The 18,533-nt window shown below is 71.4% G+C and carries 16 protein-coding genes and 1 pseudogene; 8 read left to right on the forward strand and 9 right to left on the reverse strand.

The window, feature by feature from the left end; translation table 11 throughout:
* Window positions 1-36: 36 nt before the first annotated feature.
* A complete protein-coding gene (locus ACFWU9_RS05210; protein ID WP_384315006.1) occupies window positions 37-456 on the reverse strand; it encodes a peptidoglycan-binding protein in 420 nt (139 codons plus the stop codon).
* Window positions 457-798: 342 nt separating this feature from the next.
* Here ACFWU9_RS05210 and ACFWU9_RS05215 point away from each other — a divergent pair, with 342 nt between their 5' ends.
* Window positions 799-1,722, forward strand: coding sequence for a DUF2690 domain-containing protein (locus tag ACFWU9_RS05215; RefSeq protein WP_384315007.1), 924 nt, complete (start codon window positions 799-801; stop codon window positions 1,720-1,722).
* 100 nt (window positions 1,723-1,822) lie between these two features.
* Here the strand turns inward: ACFWU9_RS05215 and ACFWU9_RS05220 are convergent, their stop codons facing one another.
* Window positions 1,823-2,194: a peptidase inhibitor family I36 protein gene (locus ACFWU9_RS05220; protein ID WP_384315008.1), complete on the reverse strand. Its 372-nt coding sequence runs from the start codon at window positions 2,192-2,194 to the stop codon at window positions 1,823-1,825.
* A gap of 298 nt (window positions 2,195-2,492) precedes the next feature.
* Between ACFWU9_RS05220 and ACFWU9_RS05225 the strand changes: the two genes are divergently transcribed.
* Complete coding sequence (locus tag ACFWU9_RS05225) at window positions 2,493-2,873, forward strand: VOC family protein (protein WP_384315009.1); 381 nt, start codon at window positions 2,493-2,495, stop codon at window positions 2,871-2,873.
* Between the two features lie 22 nt (window positions 2,874-2,895).
* Here the strand turns inward: ACFWU9_RS05225 and ACFWU9_RS05230 are convergent, their stop codons facing one another.
* Window positions 2,896-3,933 carry an LLM class flavin-dependent oxidoreductase gene (locus ACFWU9_RS05230; RefSeq protein ID WP_384315010.1) on the reverse strand — a complete coding sequence of 346 codons (1,038 nt, stop codon included), beginning with the start codon at window positions 3,931-3,933 and terminating at the stop codon, window positions 2,896-2,898.
* Window positions 3,930-4,409 carry a hypothetical protein gene (locus tag ACFWU9_RS05235; RefSeq protein WP_384315011.1) on the reverse strand — a complete coding sequence of 160 codons (480 nt, stop codon included), beginning with the start codon at window positions 4,407-4,409 and terminating at the stop codon, window positions 3,930-3,932. The genes ACFWU9_RS05230 and ACFWU9_RS05235 overlap by 4 nt, the downstream gene beginning before the upstream one ends.
* Before the next feature lie 162 nt (window positions 4,410-4,571).
* Between ACFWU9_RS05235 and ACFWU9_RS05240 the strand changes: the two genes are divergently transcribed.
* The 4 genes and pseudogenes from ACFWU9_RS05240 to ACFWU9_RS05255 all read left to right on the forward strand — a co-directional run.
* Window positions 4,572-5,075, forward strand: a complete 504-nt coding sequence (locus ACFWU9_RS05240) for a MarR family winged helix-turn-helix transcriptional regulator (protein ID WP_384315012.1) — start codon at window positions 4,572-4,574, stop codon at window positions 5,073-5,075.
* Window positions 5,072-5,797 carry an NADPH-dependent F420 reductase gene (locus tag ACFWU9_RS05245; RefSeq protein ID WP_384315013.1) on the forward strand — a complete coding sequence of 242 codons (726 nt, stop codon included), beginning with the start codon at window positions 5,072-5,074 and terminating at the stop codon, window positions 5,795-5,797. Before ACFWU9_RS05240 ends, ACFWU9_RS05245 begins: the two co-directional genes overlap by 4 nt.
* A 128-nt stretch (window positions 5,798-5,925) precedes the next feature.
* Complete coding sequence (locus ACFWU9_RS05250) at window positions 5,926-6,726, forward strand: DUF427 domain-containing protein (protein ID WP_384315014.1); 801 nt, start codon at window positions 5,926-5,928, stop codon at window positions 6,724-6,726.
* Between the two features lie 20 nt (window positions 6,727-6,746).
* Window positions 6,747-6,928, forward strand: a pseudogene (locus ACFWU9_RS05255) (TetR family transcriptional regulator); the annotation flags it as partial.
* 113 nt (window positions 6,929-7,041) lie between these two features.
* Here the strand turns inward: ACFWU9_RS05255 and ACFWU9_RS05260 are convergent.
* Window positions 7,042-7,926: an NAD(P)-dependent oxidoreductase gene (locus ACFWU9_RS05260; RefSeq protein ID WP_384315015.1), complete on the reverse strand. Its 885-nt coding sequence runs from the start codon at window positions 7,924-7,926 to the stop codon at window positions 7,042-7,044.
* Between the two features lie 163 nt (window positions 7,927-8,089).
* On the opposite strand from ACFWU9_RS05260, the gene ACFWU9_RS05265 reads away from it, so the two are divergent.
* The gene (locus ACFWU9_RS05265; protein WP_384315016.1) at window positions 8,090-11,413 is read left to right on the forward strand and encodes a BTAD domain-containing putative transcriptional regulator; all 3,324 of its coding nucleotides are present in this window, start codon (window positions 8,090-8,092) and stop codon (window positions 11,411-11,413) included.
* Window positions 11,414-11,979: 566 nt separating this feature from the next.
* A complete protein-coding gene (locus tag ACFWU9_RS05270; RefSeq protein ID WP_384315017.1) occupies window positions 11,980-13,125 on the forward strand; it encodes a cytochrome P450 in 1,146 nt (381 codons plus the stop codon).
* A gap of 27 nt (window positions 13,126-13,152) precedes the next feature.
* Here the strand turns inward: ACFWU9_RS05270 and ACFWU9_RS05275 are convergent, their stop codons facing one another.
* From ACFWU9_RS05275 to ACFWU9_RS05290, 4 genes are all read right to left on the reverse strand, one after another.
* Entirely contained in the window at window positions 13,153-13,881 is a 729-nt protein-coding gene (locus tag ACFWU9_RS05275; protein WP_384315018.1) for a restriction endonuclease, read from the reverse strand.
* Window positions 13,878-14,021, reverse strand: a complete 144-nt coding sequence (locus ACFWU9_RS05280; protein WP_384315019.1) for a hypothetical protein — start codon at window positions 14,019-14,021, stop codon at window positions 13,878-13,880. The genes ACFWU9_RS05275 and ACFWU9_RS05280 overlap by 4 nt, the downstream gene beginning before the upstream one ends.
* A 325-nt stretch (window positions 14,022-14,346) precedes the next feature.
* Window positions 14,347-15,936, reverse strand: a complete 1,590-nt coding sequence (locus ACFWU9_RS05285) for a GMC family oxidoreductase (RefSeq protein WP_384315020.1) — start codon at window positions 15,934-15,936, stop codon at window positions 14,347-14,349.
* 382 nt (window positions 15,937-16,318) lie between these two features.
* Window positions 16,319-18,292, reverse strand: coding sequence for an ABC transporter ATP-binding protein (locus tag ACFWU9_RS05290; RefSeq protein WP_384315153.1), 1,974 nt, complete (start codon window positions 18,290-18,292; stop codon window positions 16,319-16,321).
* Between the last annotated feature and the right edge of the window lie 241 nt (window positions 18,293-18,533).

Raw genomic sequence — 18,533 nt, forward strand, 5'->3', positions numbered from 1 at the left:
CCAGGACCAGGACCAGGGCTTGGAGGAGGACCACGGCTAGGGCTCGGACGTGCCGCTCCCGCAGACCTGGAGCGTCGCCGTGTCCCTGCGCAGCGGCCGGTACGTGCCGGAATCCTTCACCAGATACTGTCCGTCGTCGGCCCGCCGGAACGGGACGGTGTGATCGTCTCCCCGGTACGTCACGAGCCCCTTGTCCAGGACGAGTCGCTCTCCCGCCCGGCCGAACGTCTGCGAGCCGACGATGCCGTCGGCCGCCAGACCGTGGTTGCTCTGCCAGGCACGGGTGGCGCGGACGGTGGCACCCGCGTAGTGGCAGTCGATCTGGGACCGGTCGAGGTAACCGTCCGCCCAGAGCACCGTCTGCCACAGCGCCGCCAAGTCGCTGCGGGGAGGCATGCTTTCGCCGAGGAGCCCCTCGTCCTCCCAGTCGTCGGAAGGCGCGCCGTCACCGCGCACATGGCCGGGATCCGCCCCGGCCGACCGGGGAGCGGACGCCCCGGAGCTCCCGGAGGCCCCCGACGTCCCGGACCCGTCGGTGCCCCCGCCCGCACAGCCACTTCCGGCCAGAGTGGCCGCTGCCAGGAATACGCGTAACAGTCGCACGGACATAGGTCTCCCTGTCATTCCTACTTGTGTCTTGTCCTCGCCCTACGCGCCGGAGACAAGGAGCGGATTCGGCCTTCCCCCTCCCATGGGCATCTCCAACAGGTGGAATGGGAAAACCCACTTCGGGAACCGCAACGACCGCGCTCAAAGGCGCGAGGCCGACGGTGACACACGAAACGGGATTCTTGAGAGATGACCAACTGGAAGGCGTTGCCCGACACGCTCGAACCCGATGTACGGCGCCTGGTCGAGGAACTGCGCCGGTCGAAAGACGCGGCGGGCATCAGCCTGGCCGCGCTCGCCGCCGCGACTTCCTACAGCAAGTCGTCCTGGGAGCGTTACCTCAACGGCGCCCAACTCCCGCCCGCCGACGCCGTCCGGGCACTCGCGGTCCGTGCGGGGACGGACCCGGCGCGGCTGTTGACCCTGTGGGAACTGGCCGAAAGCGCCTGGCGCGGCAGGGGCAGGACGGCGGAGCCCGATCGCGGCCGAGCGGCGGCCGAGCCGGCCCTCGCGGACGAGGAAACCAGCGGGAGCAGCGAGGGCGGTTCCGAAAGGCCGGACGGCGCCCCTGCCGTACGCCGTCGAAACCGCCGCGCCGCAACGGCGGCCGGTGTCCTCGCCGCTGTCGTGGTCTGCGCCGTTGTGATCCTCGGCGTGGCCCGCGACGACGCTTCCCGGCAGGACGACGCGGCGGTGACCGGGTCCGAGACGCCGCAGTCCCCGGCCAGAGGAGCGGAGGCGCGGTGCCACGGCTCCACCTGCGACGGCGAGGACGCCGTCGAGCAGGGCTGCGGCGGCGACGCGTGGACGGCGGCGATGACCCGGGTGAAGGAGTCGTACGTGGAGGTCCGGTACAGCAGCCTCTGCCGAACGGCCTGGGCGCGTATCAAATGGGCGACGCCGGGGGACCGCGTGGAACTCGTCAGGGACGACGGACGTACTTACGACGAAGTGGTACCCGACGACGCCAATCTTGCCGCTTTCACGTTCATGCTCGGTGCGCCCTCCCCACAACAGGCGAAAGCCTGCTGGGAATTGACCTCCGGAGAGAAAGGGTGCACCGACCCCGGCGGCAGCACACCACTTCCCGAGCCCTCACCGGTGCCCTCGTGATCCTTTCCCGGATCGACGTGAAACCCCCGAACCGGAGAGCGGCGGGTGGCCGCGTCCTGCCGGGTCGGGGGCTTCACATGTGTTCGTGGCGCAGTGGGAATCAACTGCAGTTGACCCACTTGTTGGAGAGGAACTTGTCGGGTGACGCGTCCGAGCCCTTGTATCCCCGCTCGACGGTGTCGATGAACCGGGTGTAGTTCTTGCCGGCGTACACGTTCACGTCGCAGCTGATGCCGTTGTTGAAGCCGGAGAGAGCTCCATCGGCGAAGACGGTGAACTGCGACAAGTCCGTGTTGTCGCCCTGGACCTTCTGCATGCGGCCGGTGTAGTTCTGACCGGACCAGACGCAGAACCAGCCCCGCGGGCAGTCCGACGGCGCCGCCTGCGCCGTGCCGGTGGCACCGAACGCGGTGCTCGCGAGGGCGAGAGTCGCGATACCGATGCCGAGACGCTTACCTGTGCTGATGGGCATGAGGGTTTCCCCCGAACTCGTTGGGATGAGTGGGTGCCGCCCCACTGCGAACTGGGCCGGCACCCGGTGCACCACCAACGATGCGGGGTGCCCGCGCCGCCCGGCCAACGTCGCCGCCTCATTGACGTATTCGAGGGACGTCCGGCCTCTGACCTGCGCGGACTTGGCTCGGATGGGGACGCGGCGGGACGGGGGTGTGGCAGGCGGCGTCCTCCGCCCGTCGCCGCCTCCGCACCGCCCGGAGCCCCGCGCCCCCGACGCCCCCGGCGGCTGTCGGTGGCCTCGGTTAGGGTCAGGCATGCGATCTCGAACGGGCGGTATGTGGTGGGGGACGACGATAGAAGCGCCGGACCCCGGCGGTCTGGCGAGGTTCTACGCCGAACTGCTTGATCTGCCCATCGGACACGAGGAGCCCGGAACGGCCGTCGTGGCCGCTTCTCCGCAGGGCCCCTTCTTCGTGTTCCAGCAGGCGGAGGGCTATCGGCCGCCGGTGTGGCCACCGGCAGAGGGCGACCAGCGCCCGATGATGCACCTCGACTTCCAGGTGGGCGACCTGGACTCGGCGGTCGCCGACGCGGTCGCGCTGGGCGCCACCGTCGCGGAGTTCCAGCCGCAGGAGAACGTCCGGGTGCTCTTCGATCCGGCCGGCCACCCCTTCTGCCTGTGCCTCGACGCGTAGATCGGCCGGGCCGCGCGCGGCCTCAGTCCCTCCCCAGGATGTCCTTGACCATCGGGACGACCTTCTCCCCGTAGAGGGAGACCGTGCGCATCAGCAGGTCGTGCGGGATCGGCCCGGCGGAGTAGATGAGGTCGAACCGGCCCACGTCCAGGGTGCCCATGGCGTCCGCGATCTTACGTGCGACGGTCTCGGGCGAACCGACGTACATCGATCCGCCGGCGACCTCCGCCTCGAACTCCCTGCGGGTGACCGGCGGCCAGCCGCGCAGGGCGCCGATACGGTCGCGGGTGATCTTGTAGCGGGGGAAGAACTGGTCCTTCGCCTCCTCGTCGGTGTCCGCGACGAAGCCGGGGGAGTGCATGCCGACCGGCAGGGCCGTCGTGCCGAACTGCTCGGCGGCGCGCTTGTAGAGGTCGATGTGGGGCAGGAACCGCTCCGGCGACCCGCCGATGATGGCGAGCATGAGCGGCAGCCCGTAGTGCGCCGTACGGACGACGGACTGGGGCGAGCCGCCGACGCCGACCCAGGTGCGGAGGTGCCCGGAATCGGTCTTCGGGTACACGTCCGCGTCGACCAGCTCCGGCCGCATCGTGCCGCTCCAGGTGACCGGCTTCTCTTCGAGGAGCTTGACGAACAGATCGATCTTCTCGTCGAAGAGGACCTCGTAGTCCCGCAGGTCGTATCCGAACAGGGGGAACGACTCGGTGAACGAGCCGCGCCCGAGGATCACCTCCGCTCGCCCCGAGGACACGGCGTCAAGGGTGGAGAAGCGCTGGAAGACACGTACCGGGTCGTCGGAGCTGAGCACCGTGACGCCGGAGCCCAGGCGGATGCGCGAGGTCCGGCCGGCGATCGCGGACAGCACCGTCTCGGGGCTGGAGATCGCGTACTCGGGGCGGTGGTGCTCGCCGAGGGCCACCGCGTCGACGCCGACCTCCTCGGCGAGGACGGCCTGTTCGACCACGTTGCGGATCGCCTGCGCCGAGGACACGTGACCGCCGGAGCCGTCCTCGTTGAGGTCACCGAACGTGTCGAGCCCGAAGATGAGTTTGTCGGTCATGACGTCTCCTTGGTGGTTCGGTCCGCCGGTTCCTGGCGGACGAGGGGGGCGACCTGGGTGCCGAAGAGGCGGATGGTCCTGAGGATGCTGGAGTGGGGCATCGGGCCCATGCCGTACTCCAGGTCGAAGCGGTTGGTACCGAGCACGGTCATGGTCCTGGCGATCCGGTGCGCGACGGTCTCGGGCGAGCCGACGTGGATCGACCCCCGGAGCACTTCCTTCTCGTAGTACTCGCGGGTGATCTCGGGGAAGCCGCGCTCGTGGCGCGTCTCCAGGGCGAAGGTCGAGTACGCCTTCCAGTACTCCTCGACGGCCTGTCGGAACAGCTCGGAGAGCTTCACGAAGCGCGAGGGGGTGCCGCCGATGATCGCCAGCACCAGGTTCAGTCCGTGCCGGGCGGCCCGGACGACGGAGTTCGGATTGCCGCCGGCCCCGACCCAGGTGGGCAGCGCGACGCCGGCCGTACGCGGATGCACCCTGATCCCGGGACCCCGTTCTCGTCGAGGATCACCTCGCCGAACCCCTCGACGCCCAGGACGACCGGGTGATCCGGAAGTGCGCTGACCATGACGCCTCCATGTGATTGACGTGTCAATTATGTGCGCGATATGATTGACGTGTCAATCAGGAGGTGTGCGGTGAAGGATCAAGAACCCGGAACGGCGCGTCGGCGACGGGTGCCGACACGCGAGGAGCTGGCCTCATGGCGGCTGTTCATCGAGGTCACCGAGGAGATCAAGGCCCATATGGGCTCACGCCTCCAGCGCGAGTCGGGCATCTCGTCCGGCGACTACACGGTGCTCCTCGCGCTGAGCGAGGCGCCCGGCACCCGGTTGCGCTCCTCCGAGCTGGCCGTCGCGATCAACTGGGAACGCAGCCGGCTGTCGCACCACCTCGGCCGGATGGAACGGCGTGGCCTCGTCCTCCGCGAGGAGTGCGCGACCGACAGCCGCGGCGCCGAGGTCGTCCTCAGCCCGCAGGGCGCGACGGTCTTCCGGGAGTCCTCGGTGCTGCACCTGATGGCGATCCAGCAGCTCTTCGTCGAGCCGCTCACACCCGCGATGATCAAGGAAGCGGAGAACATCGCCGCGGCGCTCCGCGCCGGGCTGCGCTCGACGGCCGGAACGGAGGAGAAGCGGTGAGCGGGGAACTGCCGCGCGTGGCGGTTCTGGGGGCCGGGAAGGTCGGCTCCGCGCTGGCCAACCTGCTCACCGGAGCCGGATACCGGGTCATGGTCGCCGCCTCCGGTGCGCCGGAGGACTTCGCACTCGTGGCGCGGGTCATGATGCCCGATGCCGTCCCCGCGTGGGCGGCGGACGCCGCCGAGGCGTCGGACGTGGTCGTCCTCGCGATTCCGCTGCACCGGTTGCCCACGGTCGACCCCGCCGTCCTGGACGGGAAGATCGTCGTCGACGCGATGAACTACTGGCAGCCGGTCAACGGCACCCTGGAGGAGTTCGAGGACGGGGAGTCCGGGTCGAGCGAGATCGTCCAGCGGGCGCTGCCCGGTGCCACGGTCGTCAAGACCTTCGGGCATCTCACCTACCACGAGCTCGAAGGCGACCGGCGTCCGCCGGGCGCCCCCGGGCGACGGGCCGTCGCCGTCGTCGGCCCGTCGGACGCGGCCGAGGTCGTCGCCGTCATGGTGGACCGGATCGGTTTCGATCCCGTGCTGCGGAGCCGGCTCGAACTCGGCCGCGCGCTCCAGCCCGGTGGACCGGCCTTCGGTACGCCGATGAACCGGGCCGAACTGGAGGCGGTGCTGGACCGCTGGGAGGACGAGTCCGCGCCCTACGCACACAGGGGCGAGGGGCCGGAGCCGACCGAGGCGGGGGTGGCTCCTTCGGCACCGGTGGGGACCTGAGGGGGCGCGTTCCTGCCGACGCGGCCCTGGCGGTTCGCCCCGGTCGACGCGCTCGGCGAGCCCGACGCGCGCCGACATGTGATCGTGGGTCAGGCAGCCCAACCACTCACCAGGGACAGGAAGCGTTCATGCCCGACGACAACGCCCAGTTCTTTCCACAGATGATCGTCCCGGTGGGACATGTCGAACCGGTCGCCCGCCGTATCCGGGCTTTCCTGGGCGGCCGACCACTGTTCGACACCACCCGGGCCCTTTACGTATGGGAGTGGCCCGGCTATCCGCAGTACTGCGTTCCGGCGGAGGACTTCACCGAGGGCGTTCTCATCGACGAGGACCACACGCAGAAGCTGAGCCTCGGGGTGGCCCGCCGCCACGGGCTGCGCGTCGGGGACGTGGCACGGCCGGGCTCGGCGCGGCTCTGGACCGAGGAGGCTCCGCCGGGTCTCGCGGGCACCGTACGTATCGACTGGGCGGCCCCCGACGCGTGGTTCGAGGAGGACGAGCCGGTGTACGTCCACCCCCGTAGCCCCTACGCACGGGTGGACGCGCTCCGGTCGAACCGCGCGGTCCGGGTCGAACTGGACGGGGAGGTCCTCGCCGAGGCGCCCTCGTCCGTCATGGTGTTCGAAACCGGCCTGCCGACCCGCTACTACCTCGACCGCCTGCACACCGATCTCACCCGGCTGGTGCCCAGCGACACCGTCAGCCACTGCCCGTACAAGGGCAGCACCAGCGAGTACTGGTCCGTCACCACCAAAGCCGGCAGCCACGCGGACATCGCCTGGTCCTACGCTTTCCCGACCCGCCAGCTCACACCCATCGCCGGGCTCGTGGCCTTCTACAACGAACAGACGGACATCTTCCTCGACGGCCGGGCGCTCCCACGCCCGAAACCCATGGGCGGGGGCGCGTCTCACGGCTCCCACTGACGTTCCGTGGGTGCGGGAGGCTGCGGGACGGCGTCACGTGGACAACCGAGTACCGGGACGTGACCGTGCTGATGGCAGCTGCCGTCGAGACACCGAATCCGCGCTCCACGCCTCCTGCGTCACGCTGAGCGCGACCGGCGCGCGGCTCATCGCCCTGCTCGCGTGGCTCGGCGACCAACCCGCGCTCGCGCCGCGCGCCGAGGAGCAGCCCTTACGCCGGACTCGGCCGCCCGCTCGTACGCAGGGGTACGACGCCGGGCCGGCGGCCGAGGCCCGCGGCACTGGCCTGCCCTGGGGCGGCACCAGGCCCCTCCGTCAGCGGTCTCCGCGCAGCGACTCGACAGCCCGGCTCAGGCTCGCGGAGGCGTGTCCGGCGTTCACCTGGTCGTCGAACAGCCGCAGCAGCGGGGACAGGAGGTCCGTGGGGAGCCCCTGCGCCTCGGTGGTGGCGAGGATGTTGCGCAGGCCCACCTGGTTGATCTCCAGGGTGGAGGTGGTGGTGGCGTACTCACCCCGGTCGATCTCGTCGGCGAAGCCCGGCAGGGCTTCCGCGGCACCCGCCAGCCACCGTACGAGCTGCGGGGTGAGGGCCGCCGCCGTGATCCCCTCGGTCCCGGCGAGCGCCACCGCCTGGAAGAAGCCCGCGAACAGGCCGTACATACCGCTCAGTACCGCCGTGTCGTACACGGACGACAGTTCCGGCGCCGCACCGACGAACACGCCGTCGCCGAGCAGGTCGAGGGCCGGGCGGTACGTCCGGTACGCCGCCTCGTCACCGCTGTACAGCACGAAGGCGGACGCGGTGCCGACGGTCTGGGGGACCGCGTACACCGCGCCGTCCACATAGGCGGCCCCCTGGTCGGTGACCCACGCGGCGAGTTCCCGGGCGGTCTCCGGTGTGCCGGTGGTCAGGTTGACCACCGTACGGCCGGCCAGTCCGTCCGCGGCCGGAAGGAGCAACTCGCGGACGGTCGCGTAGTCGAGGACGGCGACCACGACGAGATCGGCGTCGGCGACCGCCGCCGAGGGGGAGTCCGCGACGCGTGCGCCCTGGGCGACCAGCCGGTCGGCCTTGCCCGCCGACCGGTTCCAGACGGTGGTGCGGTGGCCCTTGCCGAGGAAGGTGCCGGCCAGTGCCTGGCCGAGGTTGCCCAGGCCGAGGACGCTGATGGTCGCCGGGCCGGTGTGGGTCGCGTTCATGTCGGTGTCTCCTTGGGAGGGGATCTGCGGGACGGGGACCACACTGCGGCGCCGCGCTGCCGGTCCGCTGTCGCTCCGCTGCCCGTCCGCTGCCCGTCGGGTGTCGGCGCCCTCCGCATGCGGGCCCTGATCGCCCGTCACCAGCCGCGTTAGGCTCGACCGCATGCGTATGGGGGTGTTGGGGCCGCTGTTGTTGTGGACCGCCGACGGGGAACCGGTGCCCGTGACCGGAGCGAAGGTCCGCCGGCTGCTCGCCCGACTGCTCGTCGACCCGGGCCGGCCGGTCTCCGCCGACCTGCTCGTCGACAGTTTGTGGGGCGGCCCCGACAGCGAAGCCCCGGTCCATCCGTACGGAAGCCTCCAGGGCCAGGTGTCGCGACTGCGCTCGGCGCTCGAACGGGCCGGTGCGGGCAGCGGTCGCGAGCGCCTGGTGCACGGCCCCGGCGGTTACCTCCTGCACGCGGCCGGCGCCGAACTGGACACCCTGCGCTTCGCGGAACTCCTCTCCCGCGCACGGGCCGCCGGACTCGGTGCCACCACCAGGGCGGGCCTGCTGGCCGAGGCGCTGGACCTGTGGCGCGGGGACGCATACGCGGGCCACACCGACGACCCCGCGATGCACGCCGCCGCGCGCCGCCTCGACGAGGAACGTGTCGCCGCGCGGGAGGAACTGCTCGACCTGCGCGTCTCGTTGGGCGAGCAGCACGCGGTCGTGGGTGAGCTGGAACAGCTCGTCGCCGTACATCCGTTGCGAGAACGCCTGAGAGCTGTCCACCTGCGCGCCCTCTACCGGGCGGGGCGGCAGAGCGATGCCCTCGACAGTTACGAGGACCTGCGCGACCGGCTCGCGCGGGAGCTGGGGCTCGACCCCGGCAAGGAGCTGACCGAGCTGCGGCAGGCGATCCTGCGCCAGGACGCCGACGTGGAGACCCGCTTCGGTCCCGTGGAGCCGTGTCCGGGGCCGGAGGCTCCGAGGGAGGACGTCCTCTCAGGGGCCGTAACGCGTACCTCGTCGGTGGCGTCCGGTCGACTGCCCGCACCGCTCACGCCCCTGGTGGGCCGGGAGGCCGACGCCCACGCCGTGGCGGACCTGCTGACACGTTCCCGGCTGGTGACAGTCACCGGGCCGGGCGGGGTGGGCAAGACGCGCCTCGCTGTCGAGTGTGCTGCCGGGTGGGGGCCGGACGGAGGCAGGGAAGAGGTGTGGCTGGTGGAACTCGCCCCGCTTCCGCCTGGATCCGGCGCCGGAGCCGTCGCCGGAGCGATCCTGAAGACCTTGGGACTTCGCCACCCCGAGCCGGACGCCGGCTCCGTACCGGCCGCAGTACAGGCTTCGGTCGGCGACAACGCGGCCCAACTGCTCCTCCGCGCACTGCGTGAGCGACGGCTGTTGCTGCTCCTGGACAACTGCGAGCATCTCGCCGACGGCGTGGCCGAGTTGCTGTCCACGGTCATGCCGCAGCTCCCCGGGCTGGCTGTCCTGGCCACCGCCCAAGAACCCCTCGGACTCGCCGGTGAGGCCGTCCACCCGCTGGCGCCGCTCGCACCCGCCGACGCGGTGGCGCTCTTCACGGCGCGCGCCGCGCTCCCGCCCGGAGCACTCGCGTCACCGGACGACGCGGCGGCCGTCGCCGCTCTCTGCACCCGGCTCGACGGGCTCCCCCTCGCGCTGGAGCTGGCCGCGGCGCGTGCGCGCGGCCTCGGCGTACACGGCCTGCTTGCGGGGCTCGACGACCGGTTCGCCCTGCTGTCCCGGGGACTTCGGGGAGTGCCGGAGCGGCAGCGCACCCTGCGCGCGGTCATCGACTGGAGCTGGGCGCTCCTCGGCACCGCCGAGGAGGCGGTGCTGCGGCGTCTCGCGGTGCACGCCGGGGACGCCTCCGCCGAAGCCGCCCGTGCCACCTGTGCGGGCGCCGACGTACCCGACCCGCGAGTTCCCGACGTACTGGCCGGACTGGTCGACCGCTCCCTCGTCGTACTCGTCGACCGCCCCGGAACGACGCGCTACCGGCTGCTGGAATCGGTGAAGGAGTACGCGCTGGAACGGTTGCGGCAGGCGGGGGAGGAGACCGGCACCCGCGCCCGGCACGGCACCTACCACCGCGAACTGGCGCTGCGGGCCGAGCCCTTGCTCCGTGGTCCTCGGCAGCGGGAGTGGCTGGTCCTCCTGGACGGTGCCGAACCCGATCTGCGCCCGGCGGTCGAGGAGGCACTCTCGCGCGGCGAGGTGGTGCCCGCGCTGCGCACGGCCCGCGCCCTCACCCGGTACTGGCTGCTCCGGGGCCGGCCGGCCCTGGCAGGTCGACTTCTCGACGCGTGCCTCGCGGCGGAGCGTACTGCTCCGCCGGCCCCGGAGGCGTCACACGAACGGGCAGCGGCCCGCGCCATCGCGACCGCCTGGCGGACCGGCCTGACCCTGGCAGAGGGAACGTCACCGGAAGCCGGCGGGGCGGAGCTACGGGCCGTACTGGCCCCCCTGGACGAACTCCCCGTCATGGCTGCCGACCCCCAGGGACGCGCCCGCGCCCTCTGCTTCCTGGCGGCTGCCCAGATGGGCGCGGGGGACGTGGCCACGGGCGAGGAAATCACCCGGCGCGCGCTTGCCGCCTGCGAGGAACTCGGTGACTCCTGGGGCACCGCGGCTGCGCTCAGCGTGCGTGCCAGGCACGCCCTCGCGCACGGCGACCTTGAGGCCGTACGCGCGGACGCGGAGCGCGGGGCACGCCTGTTCACGACGCTGGGTGACCGTTGGGGAGTGCTGCAGACGGTGTTCCCCCGGGCCGCCCTGCACGAGATCGCCGGGGACCGGGCGGAGGCGGGCCGGCTGCACGAGGAGGGGCGTGCCCTCGCCGAGGAACTCGGCCTGTGGACGGAGGCGGCCAAGCGGCTCTGCGCGCTGGGGCGTCTGGCCCTCCTGGCGGGTGAGCACGTGGAATCGACCCAACTGCACACCCGTGCCTGGAAGTTGGCGCGCGAGCAGAACCACCGCCCCGGAGAGGCCGACGCCCGGATCGGCCTGGGCATGACCGCCCGCCGCACGGGCGACCTGGCGGGCGCGGAGGCCCACATGGAGGCGGTCCTGGTCTGGTTCCGTGCCATCGGCTACGGCCCCGGCACGTCCCTGGCCCTGGCCGAACTGGGCTTCTCGGCCGAAGAGCGCGGCGACCCCGACCGGGCCCGCGACCTGCACGAGGAAGGGCTGGCCACGGCCCGCGCCCTCGGCGACGTACGCGCCGTGGCGCTGGCCCTCGAAGGCCTCGCGGGCGTGGCCGCGGCGGCCGACGACCCCGTACGGTCCGCAGAACTCCTCGGCACCGCCCACGCCGCCCGCGCCACGTCCGGCGCCCCACTCCCGCCGGCCGAGCGGCACGACGTGGACCGGATATGGGCGGCGTGCGTGGCCGCGCTGGGCGAGGCGGCATCGGAAGAGGCGTTCACACGAGGAACGGCCGCCGGGCCCAACGACTCCCCGCCCGCCGGGAGTTGACCCGCACCAGCTCGGCCGCCCGCACACGTACCCGGAGGCCGCCGTGCACACCGCCTTCTTTGGCTGGTTCCGGCAGTTCACCCGATTCCGCGGTGGTAGTAGCGTTACGGGCCAAATGGGCGTCCTCGCGGCCGGCCGGTTCGTCGGTGGGCCGACGGCGTACGGCGAGTGCGGCGGTCCGGTGGCGCGATGCCGTATCGGGGGCAGTACGCCCCAACGGCACCGACCGGCAAGGAGGACGACAATGTCATGGGTGACCAGCAGCCTTCGGGCCTTCAGCGGTGAGATGCGTGCGCGGTGGCACGGATACTTCGTCGGCTACGGGAAGCAGGACTGACGCGCGCCTGCGGGGACAGCCACAACCCTGAACGTCAAGGAGGACAGCCGCGATGTCATGGATCATCAGGACCCTTCGGCTAGTCAGCGGTGAGGCGCGTGCGCGCCGGAACCAGTACGGCGACAGGTACGGGCACAGAGACTGACGTTCGCTTCGTGCGGGGGTGGGGCGAGAGGCCGGCGACAGCCGGGCGCTCGTCCCACCCCTCCGTCAGATGGGCGGAAAACCCGTGTTCCTGGACCGAAAGAGCCTGTGGCCGCAGCTGCGGCGCTGGGAGGAGCAGGCCGCGGGCCGGGACGGTCCGTTCAGGCTCCGCTTCGGCACCCTCTTCGTGGCCGACGCCGACGCGGCCCGGGACGTCCTCGTCGACTCGGCCGACGCCTACCTCTCCCAGTCCGGGTTCTTCCGTCTCGGGCGGAAACCCCTGCCCGAGGAGATCCGCGGCGAGGCCTCCCGCGAACTGGTCAGGATGCTGGCCCGGAGCGGCCTGCCGGCGTCGTTCGACCTCGGATCCGCGCTCGGCGAGGTGAGTGACCGCCGCGGTCGACTCCGCCACCAGCGTTGGGGAGTTGAGCTCGTCCGTCGTTACCTCGCCCCCGTCATCGCCCATCAACGGCATGCCGAGATCAACGCGCTGGTCGACGCGTATGTGACGTCGAGCGTCGTCCCCGACGACATCGTCGGCCATGTGGTCAGGCGTTCGCACCGTACGGTCCCCGCCATCCGGGCCGGGCTCGCCGAACAACTCGGCCGGCTGCCGGCGCCTGAAGGCGGGGCGCGGGACCTGGTCGACCTGGTGCTCGGCCTGCCCGGAGACCTGCCCCCGGGAGATCGCGCGCAGTTGCTGCAACGACTCGTCCTGTCCACGGTCGGCTTCACCGGTGTGACTCTCGAATGGGTGGTGATGCTCGGCGTCCAGCACGGCTACGACACCCCGACCCTGCGGCACGAGCAGGTCCGTCAGCTGGTCAGGGAAGCGCTCCGGCTGTATCCGACCGCCTGGCGCCTGATCAGGGTGGCCGCCGCCGACCACGACATCGCCGGAGTCCAGGTGCACGAGGGCGAGCACGTCCTCATCGGCACGCACGCGATCCACCGCTCGGCGGCCGTCTGGGACAGGCCGGGGGACTTCTGCCCGGCGCGATGGGAGCAGCCCACGGACGACCAGCGGCGCGCCTACGTCCCCTTCGGCAAGGGCGACGGCATGTGCCCGGCGAACGGCTTCGCCGCCAAAGCTCTCGAACACCTCGCCCACCTCATCCTTCGGGACCACCGAGGACAGGTACGGCTGCGCACCCACAAGCCCCACGCCCGCACGCTCCTCGCCCCACCCGCCGGCTGGACCCGCCTCACCCCGAGCGACACTTCGGAGTAGTCGAAGGGGAAGGCTCGACAGACGGTCTCAGGAGAGGGCGGTCGGACGGCGAGGCGGCGGGACGGCACGCAACAGCTCCCACAGGGGGCGGGTGCCGGACGCCCACACCGCGAGGGTGCGACGGTCGACGACGTGCAGCCGCTGCTGCGCGGCGAAGGCCACGGCCGGGGCGGTGACCCGGCCGTTCGTCACGATCACCGCGATGTCGGCGCCGTGGACCTGGCGGGCGGTTCCGTTGAGGACTTGGAGGTCCGGAGTGCCCACTGCCGCGCCGGCGAGGCCGTTGCGCCGGTGTTTGCACTGGATCACCCAGTGCCGCCCGTAGGGGTCGGTGGCCTTCACATCGGCGCCCAGGTCGCCGCGGCCCCCGACGCGGATGGCGTCCGGGCAGCCGTCACGCCGCATCAGTTCCCGTACCGCGTCCTCGAACTGGGTGTGATGCAGGGCGTCCAGCTCGTCCAGCCCGTAGCGGAGGCCCGACAGGCGGACCGCGTCCCACTGCGCCGCCTGCCGTCTCCGGTGGAGCCAAGTGCCGCCCGCCAACGTCGCGAGCATGCCGGCGACGACCAGGATCCACCAGTGGGCCAGCAGCCAGTTGGCGACAGCGACCGCCAGAGTGATGGCAAGGGCGGCGCCGGCCAGGAGCCCGATCAGCCGGTCGTTCGCCCGCTGCCGCCGCCTGCCGGGCCGACGGGGGCGCCGCCGCACGGGCGGGCGCCTGGCCGCGGTGCGGCTCCTACGAGCGCGGGGGCTCATTGGCCGGCCCCCGTAATGCTGTTCGTGAGCTGCTGGAGGACGTTCAGGATCCCCTGGCCCATGTCGGTGGGGGCGAGCAGAATGCCCAGCGCCGACACGATCACCACGGTCAGCACCCGCCCACCCCCCCCGTCAGTCACCAGCCGCCATCGGCTCACGTGCACGCTTCGGCTCTCTGTGTATCCCGAACCCCCGCCCGGCGCCGATGAGTTACGGATGGTTGACGCAAAGTGATCTACTGGCCGGATCGGCTCACAGACCCGGGCGCCACTCCACTCGGCCGGTGGGGAAAGCCGCCGGCTCACTGGAACGTCTGCGCCCTGCCGGTGAGTGGGAGGCCCGAGCGGCGTCCGGCGAGCGCGGCACTGCGCGGCACTGAGGCCCGCACCCCGATCCGGGGCGCGGGCCCTGCCGTTCACATCACCGCCTCGCGACAGGCCGCCCCTGCCACGCCCGCCAGCCGCTTCAGCCGAGGCCGAGCATCAGCCGTCCGCAGCGGTCGCCGATCATCATCGACGGGGCGTTGGTGTTGCCTGAGGTGACGCTGGGCATTATCGCGGCGCTCGCCAGGCGCAGGCCCGTGACGCCCCGTACGCGCAACTGGGGGTCGACGACGGCGAGCCTGTCCGTGCCCATCCGACAGGTGCCCACCGTGTGGAAGTCGGACTGGGAGAAGGCGCGCAGCGCGGCGATCCTCTCCTTTCTGGTCCTGACCGGTGTGTCCGGCACGACGTTCTTCTCCGTCACCCACGTACGGAGCCGTCTCGCGTTCATCAGTTCCAGGGAGAGCTCGAAACCCTCCAGGGAGTACTCCAGATCCTCGCGTGTCTGAAGGAAGTTCGGCTGGATGACCGGTGGGGTATTCGGGTCGGCCGAGCGCAGTTTGACGTAGCCGCGGCTCGTCGGGTGCAGGTTCACCACCCCGATCGACGCCGACTCGTCGGGAGCCGGCGGATAACCGACGCGCGAGTAGTAGCTCTGGAACTGGAACCGGGGAGTCCCCGGCACCCGGCCCCTGCCGGTGAAGACGTTGACGTCCATCGCGGTGAGGTGGGACTCCGGCTCGGGAGCCCTGAGGGCTCTGGAAACGACCGAGACCAGGTGATCGTGCAGGTTCTGCCCGACACCGGGAAGGTCGGTCACGACGTCGATGCCGAGCGGTTCCAGGTCACCGGCGGCGCCGACGCCGGAGAGTTGCAGCAGACGAGCGGTGTTCACCGCACCCGTGCTGACGACGACTTCCCGCTCCGCCCCGACCGTGTACTCGCGTTCCCCGGACTCGATGACAACACGGTCGATCGCGTGCCGCCGGTCGAACGTCAACCGCGTGACATTGGCATCCGTCACCACGGTCAGACGGCGATCGGTGAGATGCGGCGCGAGGAACGCGGTGAAGGCGTCCTGGCGGACGCGGTCGCGCACGTTGAGCTGCGTGTAGGCCGCGCCGAACTGCGAGGCCCCGTTGTAGTCGGGGTTGTACCGGTACCCGAGATCGACGGCCGCTTCCAGTGTGGCGCGTGACAGCGCGTTACGCCGCGTCAGCTCGTCCGAGGGTCGGATCGGTCCGGTCAGCGCGTCCAGCGACGGACGTACGTTCGTATAGTCCCAGCCCTCGGCGCCCTGCGCTGCCCAGTGGTCGTAGTCGGCCGGATTGCCGAGGACCCACACCATCCCGTTGATGGAACTGCTGCCGCCCGCGAGCCTGCCGCACACGAAGGACTGGGGCCGGCCCATCAGGGCGGGCTGCGGCTCGGACTGGAACGGCCAGTTGAGCGGAGAGCCAGGAGCCGTCAGGGTGCCGGACTTCGTGAAGTCACGTACCTCCGGCAGGTCGTTGGACCCGCCCGCCTCGATCAGCAGGACACTGGCATCCGAATCCGTCAGTAATCGCGCGGCCAGCGTGCAGCCGGCGGAGCCGGCCCCCACGATGACGTAGTCGTAGCGGCGGCTCCGCGCGGAACTTGACGACTGACCCGCCGCCACCAGCCCGGCCGACGCCGCGGTCACGCCGAACATCTTGAGCAGTTTTCGCCGGTCGAGCGTGCCTGCTCGCACGTGACGGACGATTTCCTGCGGATCATGCGACGTTGCTCTGGTTATGCCAGACATACGCACCCTTCGTACGAGTTGGCCTCGACTGAGGCCTGCGCGAGCGAGATAAGGGCGGAACGGCGGAACGGCGGAACGGCGGATCCTTTGGGCGGCAGCGCAGCAGAGCGGCAGCGCGGCGGAACGCGAACGGAGCGACACGCATCCCGCGCGGCGGCCCTGGGCGCAGGGGAACCCGCCCCGTACGACCAAGCCTCGATCCTCGTGACGGCCCGTCGGTTTGTCCAGTGTGCCGTTCCGGCTGCTGGGGCTGGTCGTGGGGCCTCGCCGACGTAAGCCTTCCAGCGCCGGACACCGCCAACCGCCACCAGCCCCGCCCCCCGCCCCTCTACCCGGCCGCGGGCGCGACGCCTGTGGCGACCCCCGCGCCCAGGTCGCCACAGGGCGGGAGGTCGCAGGGAGTCACCTCGCGCGGCTCCCGGTCGAGCGTGCCGGCTTCACCAGCCTCCCCGCCCTCGAACTGCGTGCGGTACAGCTCCGCGTAACGGCCCTCCGCGCTCAGCAGCTCTTCGTGCGTGCCCCGCTCCACGATCCGGCCGTCCTCGACCACCAGGATCTGATCGGCCGCCCGTACGGTGGAGAGACGGTGCGCGATCACGACGGCGGTACGGCCCTCCAGCGCTTCGGCGAGCGCCTCCTGGACCGCGGCCTCCGAGGTGTTGTCCAGATGCGCGGTCGCTTCGTCGAGGACCACGACGCGGTGCCGGGCGAGAAGCAGCCGGGCGATGGTCATACGCTGGCGTTCGCCACCCGACAGCCGGTAGCCGCGCTCGCCGACGACGGTGGCGAGACCGTCGGGCAGCGACCGGACGAGGGCGTCGAGGCGGGCCCGCCGCAGGACGTCCCACAACTCGTCGTCGGTGGCCCCGGGCCGGGCCAGCAGCAGGTTCGCGCGAATGGACTCGTGGAAGAGATGGCCGTCCTGGGTGACCATGCCCAGGGTCGTACGCAGGGACTCCGCCGACAGGTCACGTACGTCCAGCCCGCCGATACGAACGGCACCCTCGTCGGTGTCGTAGAGCCGCGCGAGCAGTTGCGCGACGGTCGACTTGCCCGCGCCGGACGAGCCCACGAGGGCGACCGTCTGGCCGGGCTCGGCGCGGAACGAGATGCCGTGGAGGACCTCGGCGCCGCCCCGGCTGTCGAGCGAGGCGACCTCTTCCAGCGATGCCAGGGAGACCTTGTCGGCCGAGGGGTAACCGAAGCGTACGGAGTCGAACTCGACGGAGACCGGCCCCTCGGGAACCCGCCGCGCGTCGGACCGCTCCTCGATCAGGGGCTTCAGCGCGAGGACTTCGAAGACCCGCTCGAAGCTCACCAGGGCACTCATCACCTCGACGCGCGCGCCGGCGAGCGCGGTCAGGGGCGCGTAGAGGCGGACGAGAAGCAGGGACAGCGCGACCACCGCGCCGGGATCGAGGGTGCCACGCAGCGCGTAGGAGCCACCGAGCCCGTAGACGAGCGCCAGCGCCAGGGCGGAGACGAGGGTCAGGGCGGTGATGAACGTGGACTGAGCCATGGCCGTACGGATCCCGATGTCCCGTACCCGCCGGGCCCGTGCGGCGAATTCGGCGGACTCGTCGGCGGGCCGCCCGAACAGCTTGATCAGGGTCGCGCCCGGCGCCGAGAACCGCTCGGTCATGCGGTTGCCCATCGAGGCGTTCAGATCGGCGGCCTCCCGCTGAAGCCGCGCCATACGGGAGCCCATCCGGCGCGCGGGCACCACGAACACCGGGAGCAGGACGAGCGCGAGGAGCGTGATGCGCCAGGAGAGGGTGAGCATCACGGCAAGGGTCAGCAGCAGAGTCACCACATTGCTGACGACACCGGAGAGCGTGTTGCTGAAGGCGCGCTGTGCGCCGATCACATCGTTGTTGAGCCTGGAGACCAGGGCTCCGGTACGGGTACGGGTGAAGAAGGCGACAGGCATGCGCTGGACATGGTCGAAGACCGCGGTCCGCAGGTCCAGGATCAGCCCCTCGCCGAGAGTGGCGGAGAGCCGGCGGCCGAGGAGGCCCAGACCGGCCTCTGCCACGGCGATGACCGCGATGAGCAGGGCGAGTTGGACCACGACCCGCTCGTCACCGCCCGACACGATCGCGTTGACCACGCGGCCGGCGAGGACGGGCGTCGCCACCGCGAGCAGCGCGGTGGCGACCCCGAGCAGGACGAACAGAATGATGCGGCGGCGGTGCGGCCGGGCGAAGCCGGCGATTCTGTGAAGCGTGGCGCGGTCGAACTGTCTGCGCTCGGTGCGGGCGTTCATGACGTTGTGCAACTGCGTCCAGGCAGTGGACTCCATACTCATGGGAGGACCGTAGAACCTCAACCAACCTTCAGGTCAAGCGGGGCTGTCCCGCCCCGGAGCACGGAGCACGGAGCACGGAGCACGGAGTACGCCGGCTTGGTGTGTCGCGCGCCGGGCGTCCGCCGTCGCACCACCCGGTCCCCGCCGGTGGACGGCGGGGACCGGGATCCGTACCCACGGTCCACGGCCGGAGCGGACCGGTGGGCCCGACCGGTCGAGGGCGTGTCGAGCGCCC

This window comes from Streptomyces sp. NPDC058653 (assembly GCF_042716895.1).
Classification (GTDB): Bacteria; Actinomycetota; Actinomycetes; order Streptomycetales; family Streptomycetaceae; genus Streptomyces.

What these genes read in the sequence shown, in the direction of transcription:
- ACFWU9_RS05250 (WP_384315014.1), top strand. Translation starts at nt 5,926, where the DNA reads ATGCCCGACGACAACGCCCAGTTCTTTCCACAGATGATCGTCCCGGTG.
- ACFWU9_RS05290 (WP_384315153.1), bottom strand. Translation starts at nt 18,292, where the DNA reads ATGGAGTCCACTGCCTGGACGCAGTTGCACAACGTCATGAACGCCCGC.
- ACFWU9_RS05275 (WP_384315018.1), bottom strand. Translation starts at nt 13,881, where the DNA reads ATGAGCCCCCGCGCTCGTAGGAGCCGCACCGCGGCCAGGCGCCCGCCC.
- ACFWU9_RS05265 (WP_384315016.1), top strand. Translation starts at nt 8,090, where the DNA reads ATGCGTATGGGGGTGTTGGGGCCGCTGTTGTTGTGGACCGCCGACGGG.
- ACFWU9_RS05260 (WP_384315015.1), bottom strand. Translation starts at nt 7,926, where the DNA reads ATGAACGCGACCCACACCGGCCCGGCGACCATCAGCGTCCTCGGCCTG.
- ACFWU9_RS05220 (WP_384315008.1), bottom strand. Translation starts at nt 2,194, where the DNA reads ATGCCCATCAGCACAGGTAAGCGTCTCGGCATCGGTATCGCGACTCTC.
- ACFWU9_RS05215 (WP_384315007.1), top strand. Translation starts at nt 799, where the DNA reads ATGACCAACTGGAAGGCGTTGCCCGACACGCTCGAACCCGATGTACGG.
- ACFWU9_RS05230 (WP_384315010.1), bottom strand. Translation starts at nt 3,933, where the DNA reads ATGACCGACAAACTCATCTTCGGGCTCGACACGTTCGGTGACCTCAAC.
- ACFWU9_RS05225 (WP_384315009.1), top strand. Translation starts at nt 2,493, where the DNA reads ATGCGATCTCGAACGGGCGGTATGTGGTGGGGGACGACGATAGAAGCG.